The sequence below is a fragment of the Nocardioides humilatus genome (genome assembly GCF_008373755.1).
GTDB lineage: Bacteria > Actinomycetota > Actinomycetes > Propionibacteriales > Nocardioidaceae > Nocardioides > Nocardioides humilatus.
The window spans coordinates 301,832-315,745 of the sequence record NZ_VUJV01000003.1; the positions used below are offsets into that span (position 1 = coordinate 301,832).

At 71.0% G+C, this 13,914-nt stretch carries 15 protein-coding genes; 8 read left to right on the plus strand and 7 right to left on the minus strand.

All coding sequences use genetic code 11. The annotated features are described in order from the left end of the window. Positions 1–7 precede the first annotated feature (7 nt). Positions 8–721: a TIGR03936 family radical SAM-associated protein gene (locus tag F0U44_RS09280; RefSeq protein WP_149728018.1), complete on the minus strand. Its 714-nt coding sequence runs from the start codon at positions 719–721 to the stop codon at positions 8–10. A 16-nt stretch (positions 722–737) separates the two neighbouring features. Then, on the minus strand, positions 738–1,919 hold the full coding sequence (locus F0U44_RS09285) for a winged helix DNA-binding domain-containing protein (protein ID WP_149728019.1): 1,182 nt from the start codon (positions 1,917–1,919) through the stop codon (positions 738–740). Positions 1,920–2,023: 104 nt separating this feature from the next. Between F0U44_RS09285 and F0U44_RS09290 the strand changes: the two genes are divergently transcribed. The 6 genes from F0U44_RS09290 (at position 2,024) to F0U44_RS09315 (ending at position 5,923) form a co-directional block, all read left to right on the plus strand. Next, complete coding sequence (locus F0U44_RS09290; RefSeq protein ID WP_149728020.1) at positions 2,024–2,677, plus strand: DUF4190 domain-containing protein; 654 nt, start codon at positions 2,024–2,026, stop codon at positions 2,675–2,677. Between the two features lie 11 nt (positions 2,678–2,688). Continuing rightward, complete coding sequence (locus tag F0U44_RS09295; protein WP_149728021.1) at positions 2,689–3,360, plus strand: hypothetical protein; 672 nt, start codon at positions 2,689–2,691, stop codon at positions 3,358–3,360. 29 nt (positions 3,361–3,389) lie between these two features. Continuing rightward, positions 3,390–4,178 carry a hypothetical protein gene (locus tag F0U44_RS09300; protein WP_149728022.1) on the plus strand — a complete coding sequence of 263 codons (789 nt, stop codon included), beginning with the start codon at positions 3,390–3,392 and terminating at the stop codon, positions 4,176–4,178. Positions 4,179–4,282: 104 nt separating this feature from the next. Further along, entirely contained in the window at positions 4,283–4,870 is a 588-nt protein-coding gene (locus F0U44_RS09305; RefSeq protein WP_149728023.1) for a hypothetical protein, read from the plus strand. Positions 4,871–4,921: 51 nt separating this feature from the next. Next, positions 4,922–5,614 (plus strand): hypothetical protein, encoded by a 693-nt coding sequence (locus tag F0U44_RS09310; protein WP_149728024.1) that lies wholly within the window; start codon positions 4,922–4,924, stop codon positions 5,612–5,614. A 123-nt stretch (positions 5,615–5,737) separates the two neighbouring features. Beyond that, on the plus strand, positions 5,738–5,923 hold the full coding sequence (locus F0U44_RS09315) for a hypothetical protein (RefSeq protein ID WP_149728025.1): 186 nt from the start codon (positions 5,738–5,740) through the stop codon (positions 5,921–5,923). Positions 5,924–5,928: 5 nt separating this feature from the next. On the opposite strand, the gene F0U44_RS09320 is transcribed toward F0U44_RS09315, so the two are convergent. From F0U44_RS09320 to F0U44_RS09330, 3 genes are read right to left on the minus strand one after another with little or no spacing between them, the layout of a single operon-like run. Continuing rightward, on the minus strand, positions 5,929–7,866 hold the full coding sequence (locus tag F0U44_RS09320) for a TIGR03960 family B12-binding radical SAM protein (RefSeq protein ID WP_149728026.1): 1,938 nt from the start codon (positions 7,864–7,866) through the stop codon (positions 5,929–5,931). Positions 7,867–7,877: 11 nt separating this feature from the next. Further along, complete coding sequence (locus tag F0U44_RS09325) at positions 7,878–8,456, minus strand: TIGR03086 family metal-binding protein (RefSeq protein ID WP_149728027.1); 579 nt, start codon at positions 8,454–8,456, stop codon at positions 7,878–7,880. Continuing rightward, the gene (locus tag F0U44_RS09330; RefSeq protein ID WP_149728028.1) at positions 8,456–9,433 is read right to left on the minus strand and encodes a phosphotransferase; all 978 of its coding nucleotides are present in this window, start codon (positions 9,431–9,433) and stop codon (positions 8,456–8,458) included. Before F0U44_RS09330 ends, F0U44_RS09325 begins: the two co-directional genes overlap by 1 nt. Before the next feature lie 59 nt (positions 9,434–9,492). Here F0U44_RS09330 and F0U44_RS09335 point away from each other — a divergent pair, with 59 nt between their 5' ends. Further along, positions 9,493–10,602, plus strand: a complete 1,110-nt coding sequence (locus F0U44_RS09335) for a calcium:cation antiporter (protein ID WP_149728029.1) — start codon at positions 9,493–9,495, stop codon at positions 10,600–10,602. Beyond that, positions 10,599–11,516 (plus strand): DUF8832 domain-containing protein, encoded by a 918-nt coding sequence (locus tag F0U44_RS09340; RefSeq protein ID WP_149728030.1) that lies wholly within the window; start codon positions 10,599–10,601, stop codon positions 11,514–11,516. Before F0U44_RS09335 ends, F0U44_RS09340 begins: the two co-directional genes overlap by 4 nt. Here F0U44_RS09340 and F0U44_RS09345 read toward each other — a convergent pair. Then, positions 11,503–13,143 carry a copper resistance CopC/CopD family protein gene (locus F0U44_RS09345; protein ID WP_149728031.1) on the minus strand — a complete coding sequence of 547 codons (1,641 nt, stop codon included), beginning with the start codon at positions 13,141–13,143 and terminating at the stop codon, positions 11,503–11,505. The two genes, F0U44_RS09340 and F0U44_RS09345, sit on opposite strands and share 14 nt — an antisense overlap. A gap of 8 nt (positions 13,144–13,151) precedes the next feature. Continuing rightward, the gene (locus F0U44_RS09350; protein WP_149728032.1) at positions 13,152–13,868 is read right to left on the minus strand and encodes a YcnI family copper-binding membrane protein; all 717 of its coding nucleotides are present in this window, start codon (positions 13,866–13,868) and stop codon (positions 13,152–13,154) included. Positions 13,869–13,914: the final 46 nt, after the last annotated feature.

A 13,914-nucleotide genomic window follows, 5' to 3' on the forward strand; every position in this document is an offset into this window, starting at 1 on the left:
CCTCGACTCAGGCGAGCGGGTCGCCCACGGCCCCTGTGGCCTCGTCGAGCGGTCCCTGCGAGAGGCGGGTCAGCAGGGCGGTCGCGGTCGCGGCGAAGCCCGCGACGGCGGCCAGTCCCGAGAGGACGTCGTCGGGTCGCACGGCGGGCACCGTGTGGCGCAGCACCAGCGCGAGGGCCGGCTCGCCCGCGGCGTCGGTGACCTCGAGCGAGACCACCGCGGCCCGGCAGTCGAAGCTGCGCAGCCCCTTCTTGGTCATCCGCTCGACCAGCACCGAATCGGTCGCCAGGAAGCTCGCGGCGGCTGCGGCCACGGCGGCCGGGTCCGACCCCCGCAACTCGACCAGCCAGGTGCTGGCAGTGAGGAGGTCGGAGAGCGATCCACCGGGCGACTCCACGATGGTCGCCACGTCGAGGCCGTCGGGCAGCGCGGCGTCGAGCGCGCGGCCGATCTCCTCAGGGTCGCGGCGCTCGGCCAGGCCCAGCTCGAAGTACTCCGCCTCGCTCGCCGCTCCCGTCGGGGACGCGCCGGCGTAGGAGATCCGCGGGTGGGGGTGGAAGCCCGACGAGTAGGCCATCGGGATCTCTGCCCGGAAGACGGCGCGCTCCACGGCGCGGCTCACGTCGCGGTGGCTCGTGAACCGCAGTCGGCCTCGCTTGGCGTAGCGGATCCGCAGCCGCTGGACGGGCGGGGCCTGCTGCTCGGGCTGCTGACGACTCACAGGCCGAAATCTTAGGTCAGGACAGCGCCGCGCCCTTCATCTGTGGAGATGCGTAGACGTTGACGATCCGGACCCCGTCGAGCCAGGTCGTGAGCCGCTCGGCCTCCAGGTCGAGGGCTGCGGTCGCCTCGGCGGGGAGGTCGTGGCGGAGGAGCACGCGGACCACACCGGCGTCGTCCTGCACCCAGCAACCGACGACCCGCCCGTCCCACCAGGCCGTGTTGCCGGCGTTGCCGTTGCGGTCGAACAGGAAGGGCACGTCGGCGCCGTCGAGGTAGAACCCGCGCTCCTTCCAGCCCATGACGGTCGGATCGAGGGTCGGCAGCAGCGCCGCCCACGGCTCCACCGCGGGCGCCGGCTCGACATCGTCAGGAAGCACCCAACCGACGCCTCCCCCGTCGAGGGAGACCTCGACCGCGCCCACATCGACCAGCGCACGGCGCACGATCCCCTTCGTCGCCCCGAGCCACCACACGATGTCGGTCTCCGTGCCGGGCCCGAAGGTCGTGAGCCAACGGCGGACGAGCTCGGCATAGCCCTCGTCGCCCGGCCACGGCTCCCCGGCGTCCCCGACCCAGCGGTCGGTGCGCACCCAGGTGGGCTTGTTGAGCCGCCAGTGACCGGCATTGGCGCCTCGGACGACCCGTCCCTCAGCGCCCAGCGTCGTCATCACCCAGGCGCCGATCGGGAACTCGCCCGACCATTTCTTGTCCGGGGCACCGTGCGTGAAGCGGCCGTCGAGCTCCGGCACCAGCGCACGCAGCTCCCGCGTGGTGCGCGCCGTCCCGTCAGCCATCGCGGCGAGGACGTCAGCAGTCACGGTGTCGATCCACTCGTCGGGCGCCGCAGAGATGCTCGCCTGCACCACCCACTTCGCCAGTTGCTGGCGCTGCTGCCCCGCTACCCGGGCCGCCGCACTCCCCCAGGCCGCCGGCAGCAGGTCGCGCGGGAAGACGAACAGGGTGCGGCGCATGGCGAGCTGCTTGACGATCGCGCGCTCGTCGTAGAGGGCGGCCTCCACGTCGGCCACGGCGACGCCCGGGACCCGCGCCCAGAGCGACAGGTGGACGGTGGCTGCCTCGGTCGCGTGCAGCACGGTCATCGCCCGCGTGGCCGCGACGACGTCCGGGAAGCCGTCGGCGAGCCCGTGGCGACGGGCCAGTCGGGCGCGTCGCTCCGCGTCGTCGATGTGCCGCATGCCGCCATCCTCGCTGAGGCCACCGACACGATCCCACCGACACGAGGGCCGCCACGGGCGCGGGAAACCGCCCCGACGGGCACGGCACGCCGTACTCTCCTCCCGTGAGCAACCCTTACGGCAACGACCCCTACGGCCAGCAGCCCGCCAACCCCTACGGTGCAGGCGGCGCCCCCGGCGGCAGCTTCGAGCAGCCCAAGACCGATGGCGTGTCCATCGCAGCGCTCGTCACGAGCCTCATCTGCTGCGCGCCCGTGGGCGTCATCTTGGGCTTCGTCGGCATCAGCCGGACGAAGAACGGCCAGCGGAAGGGTCGCGGTCTCGCGATCACCGGTCTGGTGGTCGGCCTCATCGGCACCCTCGTCTGGGTCGGCATCGGCATCGCCGCGATCGCCGGCGTGGCGTGGTTCGACTCGCTCGTCCTGCCCGACGAGGCGAAGGTCGGCCAGTGCATCGACGTCACCGAGGACGACGGCGACGTGCTGATGTATGAGAAGGAGTGCTCCGAGAAGCACGACGCCGAGATCGTTGCCGTCGCCAAGGTCGACTCCGACAACCAGGACGCGATCAACGAGGCCATGACCGGCTACTGCGTCGGCCTCATCTCCGACGAGGACGCCGTGAAGCTCACCCCCTACCTCGGGGCTGACTTCGGCAACCTCAAGGCCGTCATCGAGCACCCCAACGGCGCCAAGGTCGGCGACCACCTCGTCTGCTACATCGAGCCTGACGACAAGCTCGACAAGTCGATCCTCTGACCTGACGAGGGATGAGCAACCCCTACGGCCCCCCTGAGCCCGGGGAGCAGCAGCAGCCCTACTCGCCCTACGGGACCAATCCGTACGGCGGCGCGCCCGCGTCGCCCTACGGAGCCCCGGGCGCCAGCCAGGGGCTCGACGCCGTCTCGATCACTGGCTTCGTCTTCAGCCTGTTGTGCTGCACCGGGTTCGTGGGCGTCATCCTCGGCATCATCGGCCTGAGCCGTACCAAGAACGGCGTGCGGCAGGGCCGGTGGGCAGCCATCGCGGCCATCGTGATCGGCATCGTCGGCAGCCTGGCCACCATCGCGAGCCTCGTGTTCTTCGTGTGGTTCGGCACCAGCACCGTCTTCATCGACAGCGCCGACGTCGGCCAGTGCGTCAACGTCGACGAGCTCGGCAACCAGGACGCCACACTGTGGGAGAAGGACTGCGACGAGTCGCACGATGCGGAGATCGCCGCCACCGGCACCTTCACGTCCGACGAGGTCGACGCCTACGACGACAACGACCCGGCCGCGCTCTGCGCTGACCGGATCCGCACCGACTACGCGACGGCCTACGCCACGGGCGACTACTACCTCGGCATCGTCTTCGAGGCCTCCGAGCCCGACACCGGTGACGACTTCGTCTGCTTCCTCGAGCGCAAGGACGGCACTGATCTCGAGCAGTCGATCGGCTGAACCAGCACGTCTTCTTGGGGGACAATTACATGGACGACACTCCTGACGGCGGCGACCTGACGCCGCCCGGACCGCCGCCTTCGGCCACGCCCGAACCGGAACGACCGACCGGCGGACTGTCGATGGACGACTGGATCGCCGCACAGCGGAGCCGACCGGCCGAGCCGCGGGGTTTCCCCCAGGCGGACCTTCCGCACGCGTCGCCGTACGCGCCGATGCCGCCGCTGGGCTCCCCGCCTCCCGTTCGCGAGTTCGATCGGGCCTCGCTGGTCGGCTTCGCCCTGTCGCTGACCGGGATCGCGTCGATCGTCGGTGTCGTCCTGGGCGTGCTCGGACTGCGCCGCACTGCCGACGGCACCAAGGACGGGCGTTGGGCGGCGATCCTGGCGGTCGTGATCGGCCTCGTTGCGACCCTCGGCATCGTCGTGGCGGTGGCAGGCATGGTTTGGTTCCGCGACAACGTGCGGACGACCGCGCGCGTCGAGGCCGGCACGTGTGTCGACGTCGACGACTCCGACGGCGTCCTGTTCTTCCCGCGCAGTTGCACCAGTCCCCATCACGGTGAGGTCGTCGCCACCGGCAAGTTCCGCGGCCGCGCGGCCATCGCCATCATCAACGCACCCGCCGCTCAATTCTGCTTCGCGATGGCGGACGAGGGCTACCGGCGGGCCGCACGGACGGGCGACTACTCCGTGAGCCTCGTCTTCAGCGCCGAGGAGCGCGGCCACCCAGGTCCCGACGACTCGTTCGCGTGCTACTACTCCCGACGGGATGGCCTTTCACTGGACGAGCCGATCCCGACGGGAGCGGGCTCATGAGCGGCACCGGTCTCGGGGGCCAGCCTCCCGCCGCACCGGTCAGGCCGTCTCAATCCAACGCGGTCTGGTCCTTCGTCCTTGCCTTGCTGGGCGGTTGTTGCTGCATGATCCCGACGGTCATCGGCATCGTCATGGGGTTCAAGGTCATCAACCGGAGCGAGTTCGAGGGCGTCGACCATGGCCGCGCGTGGGGTGTCGCCGCAGTGAGCGTCGGATTCGCCCACATCGGCCTCGTCATCGCCTCGGTGCTCTTCTACTTCGGCACCGATGCCGATGCCTTCGACGCTGAGCAGTACGTCACGCCGCCGACCAACGCCGACCCGACCATCCGCCAACTCGTCGAGCTGAAGCGCCGCGACTGCTTCAACGACGCCGGCTTCGCCGGGGGCACCCAGGTCGGCGTGCTCCATGTCTCCGACTGCGACGACGCGCACGACGCCGAGGTCATCGAGATCGTCCCGATCGCAAGCCTCGACTACCCGGGGCAGGCCGCGATCGACAGGCAGGCAGCCGACTGCCGGGCCGCCTTCGGCGACTACGTCGGCCTCCCATTGTCGAAGTCCAGTCTCACGTTCACCTACTACTACCCGCTACGAGCTTCCTGGACCGACCCGGCTACCCACGCGATCACCTGCGTCGCGGTCGACCCCGCCGGCAAGCTCACCGACTCGGTCTGGCAGAGCGAGCGCTGATCAGCGGCAATCCGTCGCGGCCCGGCCACAGGACCCCCTACGCTGCGGTGCGTGGGACAGGATCCATACGGCGGCGGGGGCGACTTCACGCCGTACCAACCGGGTGACGCACCGGGCGGCGAACCGTCGGAGGAGACCGCCGGCCAGGCGGCGGAGACGCCCTTCGTGCCCTACGGCAATGCCGCACCGGCCCCGGCGTGGCCCGCCACCGGCACCCCGCCGCCGAAGGCGAACCGCGTCTGGCCCTGGATCATCGCCGCTGCGGTGATCGTGGCCGTCATCGCGAGCTGCTTCGGCGGCATCGTGAGCATCTTCAACACCGGCTCCGACAGCGACTCCGGCAGCGACGGCCTCCATGCCAACAACCTCCGGCCGGGTCAGTGCCTCGTCGGCACCGGCCTCGAGCGGGGCGACGAGGCGGTCGGCGCTCTCAAGGAGGTCGCGTGCGACGTCCCCCACGACGCCGAGGTCGTCGCGGTCAACCCGCTGGACGAGGAAGAGGCCGCCAGCTACGACTTCGACTCCGACACCGCTCCCCTCGACAGCTGCGAGCCCTACTTCAGCGCCCGCGCGAAGAAGCTCCTCGAGCGCGAGGACCTCTACCTCCTCGCGCTCACCGAGACCGCGACACCGTCGGCGGGCGATCAGGTGGCGTGTCTGCTCATCAACTACGACGGCACCCCGCTCGAGGGACCGGTGATCGACCTCGTGCCCGAGTCGATCATGCCGTCGCCGACGATCTGAGCCCGGGCTGCAGGTGGGTGTGCGGAAAAGCCATCGAGGATTAACTGCGAGAACCTGGGTAACGGCGTAGTGATTCGCGTACGGTGCGCTACTGACCGCATGCCTGCACCCGAAGGAGATCTCGTGGCGATCAGGGTTGTCCAGACCGACGGAAAGACCTCGACGCACAAGGACGCCGAGTCTCTCTCAGTAGCCGACGGCCACCTCTTCGTGACCGACGCGGCCGGGAAGGACCTGGCGGTCTACGCCCCGGGCCAGTGGATCACGGCCTCGAAGGCCCCTGCAGGCAAGGGCGCACCCTCGGCCTGACAGCGTCAGACGACCGAGAGCGGCAGCAGCTGCCGCCCGGTCGGCCCGATCTGAATCTCGGTGCCCATCTCCGGGCACACGCCGCAGTCGTAGCACGGCGTCCAGCGGCAGTCCTCGACCTCGACGTCGGACGTGCCGTCGCCGACGGCGAGCGCGTCCTCCCAGTCCGCCCAGAGCCAGTCCTTGTCGAGGCCGGAGTCGAGGTGGTCCCACGGGAGGATCTCGTCGTAGTCGCGGTCGCGGGTGGTGAACCAGGCCAGGTCGACGCCCGTGCCCTCGAGCCCGGTGTCGCAGGCCGCCATCCAGCGGTCGTAGGAGAAGTGCTCGCTCCAGCCGTCGAAGCGGCCGCCGTCGCGCCACACGGTCTCGATGATCCGGCCGACCCGCCGGTCACCGCGGGACAGCAGTCCCTCGATGATGCCGGGCTTGCCGTCGTGGTAGCGGAAACCGATCGCGCGACCGTACTTCTTGTCGGTGCGGACGATCTCGCGCAGCTCGTGCAGACGCCGGTCGGTGGTCTCCACGTCGAGCTGCGCGGCCCACTGGAACGGCGTGTGCGGCTTGGGCACGAAGCCGCCGATCGAGACCGTGCACCGGATGTCGTTGCGCCCGGAGACCTCACGCCCCTTGGCGATGACCTTCTTGGCCAGCTCGGCGATCTGCAGGACGTCCTCGTCGGTCTCCGTCGGGAGGCCGCACATGAAGTAGAGCTTCACCTGGCGCCAGCCATGGGAGTAGGCCGTCGCGACGGTGCGGATCAGGTCCTCCTCGGTGACCATCTTGTTGATCACCTTGCGCATCCGCTCCGACCCACCCTCGGGCGCGAACGTCAGGCCCGAACGGCGGCCGTTGCGGGAGAACTCGTTGGCCAGCGTGATGTTGAAGGCGTCGACTCGGGTCGAGGGCAGCGAGAGCGACACGTTGGAGCCCTCGTAGCGGTCGGCCAGTCCCTTGGCGACCTCACCGATCTCGGTGTGGTCGGCCGAGCTCAGGGAGAGCAGGCCGACCTCCTCGAAGCCGGTCTTCCGCACGCCGTTGTCGACCATCGCACCGATGGTCTCGATCGAGCGCTCGCGCACCGGTCGGGTGATCATCCCGGCCTGGCAGAACCGGCAGCCGCGGGTGCAGCCCCGGAAGATCTCGACGCTGAAGCGCTCGTGCACCGTCTCGGCCAGCGGCACCAGCGGGTTGGCCGGGTAGGGCCATGCGTCGAGGTCCATCAGCGTGTGCTTGCGGATGCGGTCGGGCGCCCAGGGCCGGTTGGGGACCACGGCCGCGATCTGGCCGTCGGCGTCGTAGCGGACGTCGTAGAACTGCGGCACGTAGACCGTGCCGCTGACGGCCAGGCGCCGCAGCACCTCCTCGCGCCCACCGGGTGAGCCCTCGGCCCGCCACTCGCGGACGAGCTCGGAGATCTTGAGCACGACCTCCTCGCCGTCACCCAGCACGGCCGCGTCGATGAAGTCGGCGATCGGCTCGGGGTTGAAGGCGGCGTGACCGCCGGCGATCACGATCGGGTGCTCGTCGGTGCGGTCGACGGCGTGGATCGGGACGCCCGCGAGGTCGAGCGCGTTGAGCATGTTGGTGTAGCCCAGCTCGGTCGAGAAGCTCACGCCGAACAGGTCGAACGCGCCGAGCGGGCGGTGGCTGTCGACGGTGAACTGCGGGATGGCGTGCTCCCGCATGACCTTCTCCATGTCGGGCCACACCGCGTAGGTGCGCTCGGCGAGGATCCACGGCCGCTCGTTGAGCACCTCGTAGAGGATCTGCACGCCCTGGTTGGGCAGACCGACCTCGTAGGCGTCGGGATACATGAGGGCCCAGCGGACCTCCACGCCGTCCCACTCCTTGCTCACGGAATTGAGCTCGCCGCCGACGTACTGGATCGGCTTGGACACCGACAGCAGGTGCGGCTCGAGGAGGGGGAAGAGCGACTCAGCCATAGCCACCGAGTCTACGAGCCGGGGGCCGTCCAGCCCGATTCCCGGCCGAAGCGGGCCAGGAGGTCGTGCTGAGCATCGCCCGTGAGCGCCTGCTGGTCGCCGATCACACCCGCACCGCGATACATCTCCTCGCGCGGAGCGAACCACTCCCCCAGCGCCGCCACCAGGTCCGCCGGCAGCGCGGTGTCACCGCCGACGGCCGCCGCGAGGTCCCAGCCGTGGACGAGGTGGTCGGCACAGAGCTGCCAGACGTACTCGTCGGCCCGCTCCTCTCCGTAGGACAGCTGCACGGTCTCCCGTCCGGCCAGCAGGTCCGCGACCGCCGTCACGGCCGCATCAGCGGCCGCCTGACCGGCGGCGAGGGGTGCGTCACCGAGCAGGTCGCCGTCGTAGCGGTCACCGACCTCCTCGATCGTGCTGCCCTCGAGCAGCGGCACGGTCCAGAGGTCCTCGCCCGCCACGTGGTTGACGAGCGCCCGCACGTCCCAGTCCGCGCACGGTGTCGGCTCGCCCCACTGGCCGTCGCCGACGCCGGCGAGGCACGTGGTCCACCACTCGACCGTACGGCGGTGCATCTCCTGCGTGTCCATCACACCAGTCCTCTCTCGAAGGCGCGCGCGGCCTGCGCGAGCCACCAGTCCAGTCCCGCCCGCTCCCGAGCACGGGTCGCGGGGTCGTCGTGCTCGACGATGTCGAGCGACTTGTTCCAGCCCAGCCAGGTCAGCCCGGCGAGCAGCGCCAGGTCGAGGGCCGTCTCGTCGTGCTCGGTCCCGGCCACCTCGCGCTGGATGTCGAGGAACTCGTCGAAGGACACGTCGAAGAGGTGCCCGCACCCGACCAGCAGGCGCGCGACGTCCATCTCGGCGGGCCCGACCGAAGCCAACCCCCAGTCGATGAGGGTGATGCCGTCGGCCTCCATCGCCACGTTGACCGTGGCGACATCGCTGTGGAGCAGCGTCGGCGTGCAGTCCTCCAGCGCCCGCACCAGCGGCGTCACGTCGTGGGCGAGGGCCAGGACCTGCCGGCCGACGTCGCCCGGTGCGACCTCGGCGAAGTGCTCCCAGCCGCGGAGGGCGGCATCGATCAGTCCCGCGCCGGCGTACGCCCGGATCCGGTCGGGCTGGAAGAGGCCGACGACAAGGTCCAGGGAGGTCTCGGTGAGCTCGGTCCGTCCCGCGTGCGCGGCGTGCAGGTCGGCCAGCGCACTGAGGAGGTGGCGCACCTGCGCCGCCGACAGGCGGTCCTCCCACGTGAGCACGCTGTCGCCGAGGTCGCGCATGACGACCACCCCGTGCCCGTCGTCGTACCAGGCATCGAGGATCGGGTGTCGCACCGTCGGCGGCAGGTCGTCGAGCACGCCGTCGAGGTAGAGCGCGACCTCGCGCCCCCGGGTGTCGCCGCACATCTGCATGACGAGGTCGACCGAGGCGTCGTACCGCTTCACGATGACGTGCTCGCCGGTCGCGAGCAGCACGCGCTCGAGCGCGGCTCCCGAGCGCCCGTCGTCACTCACCGGAGCCCGTGCGATCGCCGAGTCGAGCACGGCCCGGTCGATGCCCGCGGCCATGTCCTCATCGTGCCGCTCCTGAGGGTCACTGCCTAGACCTGCCTAGACTCGGCCAGGACATGAGTACGACGACAGCGGGCCGCTTCTCCTGGGCGGTCGTGAGCCCGCCGCTCGCCGCCGTGGTGCTGGCCGTCTCCTGGGGCACGCACCCCGGCACCTTCGGCAACGTCGTCGTCGGTCTCGCGCTGGTCGCGGCCGTGCTCGCCGCCGTCTATCACGCCGAGGTCGTCGCCCACCGGGTCGGTGAGCCGTTCGGCTCGCTCCTGCTCGCCGTGGCGGTCACGATCATCGAGGTCGGACTGATCGTGACGTTGATGGTGTCCGGGAAGGGCGACACCTCCACGTTGGCGCGCGACACCGTCTTCGCGGCCGTGATGATCACGATCAACGGCATCGTCGGCATTGCGATCGTCGTCGGTGCGCTGCGCCACCACCTCGCCGTGTTCAACCCCGAGGGCACCGGGTCGGCCCTGGCGACCGTCGCCGCCCTGGCCGGACTCACCCTCGTGGTGCCGGCCTTCACGACCAGCGCCGACGGCCCGGTCTTCACCGGCTCGCAGCTCGCCTTCGCGGCCGTCGCGTCACTGGCGCTCTACGCGATGTTCGTGGTCACCCAGACCGTGCGCCACCGCGACTTCTTCCTCCCCGTCGATCGCGAGGGCGCGCGCGGACCCGTCGACCTCGACGGCGACGGGCACGCCGACCCACCGCCGGCGCGCGAGGCGTTGATCAGCCTCGGGCTGCTCGGTGTCGCGCTGGTCGCCGTCGTCGGCCTGGCCAAGGTCGAGTCACACGCGATCGAGTCGGCCGTCGACTCCCTCGGCCTGCCCGAGGCCGTCGTCGGCGTCGTGATCGCACTGCTCGTGCTGCTCCCCGAGTCGATCGCCGCCGTCCGCGCCGCGGTGCGCGACAAGGTGCAGACCAGCTTCAACCTCGCCTACGGCTCAGCGATGGCGTCGATCGGACTCACGATCCCCGCCATCGCCGTGGCGTCGATCTGGCTCGACGGACCACTCGCCCTCGGCATCGACCCGCTCCAGCTGGTCCTCCTGGTGCTGTCGCTGATCGTCTCGGTCCTGACCGTCGTGCCCGGTCGCGCCAAGCCGCTCGCCGGCGGGGTCCACCTCGTCCTGTTCGCCGCGTTCCTGTTCCTCTCGGCGGCCCCGTGAGACGCGCCCACCGCCGGGTCGCGGCGCTCACGCTCGCCCTGTCCCTGGCGCCGGTCCTGACGGCATGCGGCGAGGACGAACCCGAGCCCGAGTCCCGCCCCAGCCGCCTCGTCCTCGACCCGCCGTCGACCAGCACGGGCAGCACCTCCGGCGACGGCCACACCCACGGCCCCGGTCAGGTCGAGGCCGTGACGACCGGCAACGGCACCCGCTCCACCGCGGGTGGCTACACGCTCACCGGCCTGCGCCTCGCCGCCGGCACCGACGGTCCGGCGAACCTGTCCTTCCGCATCGTCGGCCGCGACGGAGCAGCGGTCACCCGCTACGACGCCGTACAGACCAAGGAGCTGCACCTCTACGTCGTCCGCGACGACCTCGCGATCTACCGCCACGTCCACCCGACGTTCGACGATGGCACCTGGTCGGTGCCGGTCGACCTCGGCGCGCCGGGTGTCTACCGCGTCGTCGCGGACTTCCAGCCCACAGGCGTGAAGCTCCCGGTGGTGCTCGCGGCCGACGTCACCGTGCCCGGCAAGTGGCGACCCCAGCCGGTGCCGGTCGAGCCCGAGGGCGACGACGGCGTGGTGCGGGTCCGGGTCGATGGCGGCGGGACGATCGGTCCTGACGGCCGGCTGCGGTTCGTCGTGACGACCCTCGACGGTCGGTCGGTGCAGCTGGGCAGCTACCTCGGCGCCGCGGCCCACGTGTCGGGCTTCCGCGGCGGGCTGCGCGCCGCGCAGCAGGTGTTCGTGCACGTGCACCCCTACGGCGAGCCCGAGGTGACCGACGACGGCACCGTGCTGACCTTCCACACCGTCTTCAAGCGACCGGGCGACTATCGCTTCTTCGTGCAGGTGCGGGTCGACGGCATCGTGCACACGGTGCCGGTCACGGCGACGATCACTCGACGCTGACCGACAGCGCCGTCACCGGGTTGTCGAACTCGTCGATCTTCAGGCTGACCTGGACCTCCCACTCCCCCGGTGCGGGGAAGGTGACGACGGCTCGGAAGGTGCCCGTACCCGTCGGCGCGACCGGGACCGAGCCGAGGTCGACGTCGGTGTTGCGCACCGACACCACAGGACGCGCGTGCAGGTCCACGGGCTCTCCCGCGAGGTCCTGGACCTGGATGGTCAGTCCGCGCCGGCGCCCGTCAATGTCGTCGAGGACGGCGAGCACCTGGAGGTCGTCCACCGTCACGCGGGCGACCTTCGCGCCGGTCGTCGCCGGCACGGTCGTCGCCTCGGCCCGAGGAGGCTGCTCGACGAGGAAGCCGGTGACGCCGAGGATCGCGACGAGCAGCGCGGCCTCGACAAGCACCACCTTCCCGACCAGGTGCGTCGTGCGGCGGCGGGCCTCGTGCGCGCCGTCGCTCACGCGCGGGAGCAGTCCGTAGCGGTTCCACGCCGCGATCCCGAGCACGACGAGAGCGAGGCCGACCTTCACCAGGAGGAGCCGGCCGTACGTCGTGTCGACGAGTGCGCTCCACGATCCGAGGATCCGCCAGCCGAGCAGGGTCCCAGCCGCGGCGAGCACGGCCAGCAGACCTGCCGCGACCGTCGAGAACCGGCTCAGCAGGAGCGCACCGTCACCCTCCCGGCCGGCCAGCGACGGCAGGGCGACCGCGAGCCCGACCAGTCCGCCCAGCCAGACGGCTCCGGCCGATAGGTGGAGCGCGTCGGTCAGGACCAGGAGCGAGGCCGGTTCGTAGGCGCGGGTGTGCCCGACCAGTGCGGGCGACCAGACCGCGAGGCCGGCGCCGATGTCACCGGTCAGCGATGGTGTCGGACGGCCGGCGAGGAGCGCCGCGAGACCGAGCCCGACCGCCTGCAGCAGCAGGACGGTGATGTCGTCACCGACCAGCGTCGGGTCGAACGACGCACCCTCGAACAGGCCGCCCAGTCCGGCGCCGCGCTGGTAGGCACCCGACAGCGGTACGGCGACCGCGGCCACCGCGACCGCCACGACCGACGCAGCACGCAGCAGGCGGACCAGACGTCGGCGTACCTCCTCACGGAGGCGGACGCCGCGCGAGGTCCAGGACAAGAAGATCGTGAGACCGCCGGCGAGCAGCAACGTGATGTAGGACAGCGCCTGCACGGCGCTCGCGACCGCCCGCATCGTCGTGTCGTCGGTCTGCGGGAGGTCGTGCGGCGGCGAGACGGAGGGGCTGGGCGCCCCGATGTGGAACGTCACCGAGCCGGTGATCGGGTGCCCGTCGGAGGAGACGACCCGCCACACCACGACGTAGGTGCCGTCGTCGAGGCCGCCCGGCAGCTCCGCCGTCACGACCTCGTCGCGCGCGGCGGCATCGATGTCGAGCGGGTCCCCCGCGGCGTCGTAGGCCTTCACCCCGTCGTCGACCACCGTGACCGGCTCGTCGAAGGTCAACGTCACCTGCTCCGGCGCCTCGGCCAGCACCTCGCCCTCAGCGGGGTCGGAGGACACGAGCGAGGCGTGCGCCGACGCCGGGGCAGCGGCCAGGCCCATCAGGGCTCCGGCCAGGAGCACCGCCGCCAGCGCACGCCTCATCTGGTTCATCCGGCTCGTCAGGCCTTCCGGGAGCGGGCCAGGGCGACGCCGCCGATCACGATGCCGAGGATGCCGGTGGCGAGGCCGGCGAGGGCGAGGCCGTTGCCGTCCTCGTCGTCCTTGTCGGCGTCCTTGTCGCCGTGGTCGGCGTCCTTGTCACGGTGCTCCTCGCCGTCCATGTCGCCGCCGTGGTGGCCCTCACCGTCGGCCTCGGTGATGGTGACGAGCGGCGCCGGGTGCTCGAGCTCCTCGGGGTCCTGGCCGTCAGCGGCCTCCTCGGTCCAGCCCGTCTCGCCCTTCTCGCAGGTCTGCACGATCGGGAAGGCGAGGGTCTCGCCCGCGGCGTCGGGTAGCTGGAGGGACAGCTCGAAGGCATCGCGCTGACCGTCGGGCAGGGGCGTGTTGGCCGTGTAGACGACTTGGTCGACCCGTTCGGTGATCTCGTTGCCGTGCGCGTCCGTGATGGGCTCGTCGAGCGTCTGCATGACCTTCTCGACGGTCCAGAACGGGTTGCGCGTCGGCGTGACCGCGTAGATCTCCTCGGGCAGCTTGATGGCGATCTCGGTCGTCGCCGACCCGTCGCACCCGTGCGGGACGCTGACGGTCAGCACGGCATAGGCGCCGGCCGCGGTGGTGTTGGGCGAGATGGTCACGTGGGCGGCAGCGGGAGCGACCGTCAGTGCGAGAGCGCCGAGAGCGGCAGTCGCGGGCAGGGCGATACGTCGGATGTGCATGGGTGTTCCTTGTCTGGAGATTCGATGGGTGCGCGCAGGCGCAGCC

Bases quoted from the DNA above. Each gene is read 5' to 3' on its own strand.
- F0U44_RS09350 (WP_149728032.1), bottom strand. From the start codon at position 13,868: ATGCACATCCGACGTATCGCCCTGCCCGCGACTGCCGCTCTCGGCGCT.
- F0U44_RS09295 (WP_149728021.1), top strand. From the start codon at position 2,689: ATGAGCAACCCCTACGGCCCCCCTGAGCCCGGGGAGCAGCAGCAGCCC.
- F0U44_RS09335 (WP_149728029.1), top strand. From the start codon at position 9,493: ATGAGTACGACGACAGCGGGCCGCTTCTCCTGGGCGGTCGTGAGCCCG.
- F0U44_RS09320 (WP_149728026.1), bottom strand. From the start codon at position 7,866: ATGGCTGAGTCGCTCTTCCCCCTCCTCGAGCCGCACCTGCTGTCGGTG.
- F0U44_RS09345 (WP_149728031.1), bottom strand. From the start codon at position 13,143: ATGAACCAGATGAGGCGTGCGCTGGCGGCGGTGCTCCTGGCCGGAGCC.
- F0U44_RS09325 (WP_149728027.1), bottom strand. From the start codon at position 8,456: ATGGACACGCAGGAGATGCACCGCCGTACGGTCGAGTGGTGGACCACG.
- F0U44_RS09330 (WP_149728028.1), bottom strand. From the start codon at position 9,433: ATGGCCGCGGGCATCGACCGGGCCGTGCTCGACTCGGCGATCGCACGG.
- F0U44_RS09300 (WP_149728022.1), top strand. From the start codon at position 3,390: ATGGACGACACTCCTGACGGCGGCGACCTGACGCCGCCCGGACCGCCG.
- F0U44_RS09285 (WP_149728019.1), bottom strand. From the start codon at position 1,919: ATGCGGCACATCGACGACGCGGAGCGACGCGCCCGACTGGCCCGTCGC.
- F0U44_RS09305 (WP_149728023.1), top strand. From the start codon at position 4,283: ATGATCCCGACGGTCATCGGCATCGTCATGGGGTTCAAGGTCATCAAC.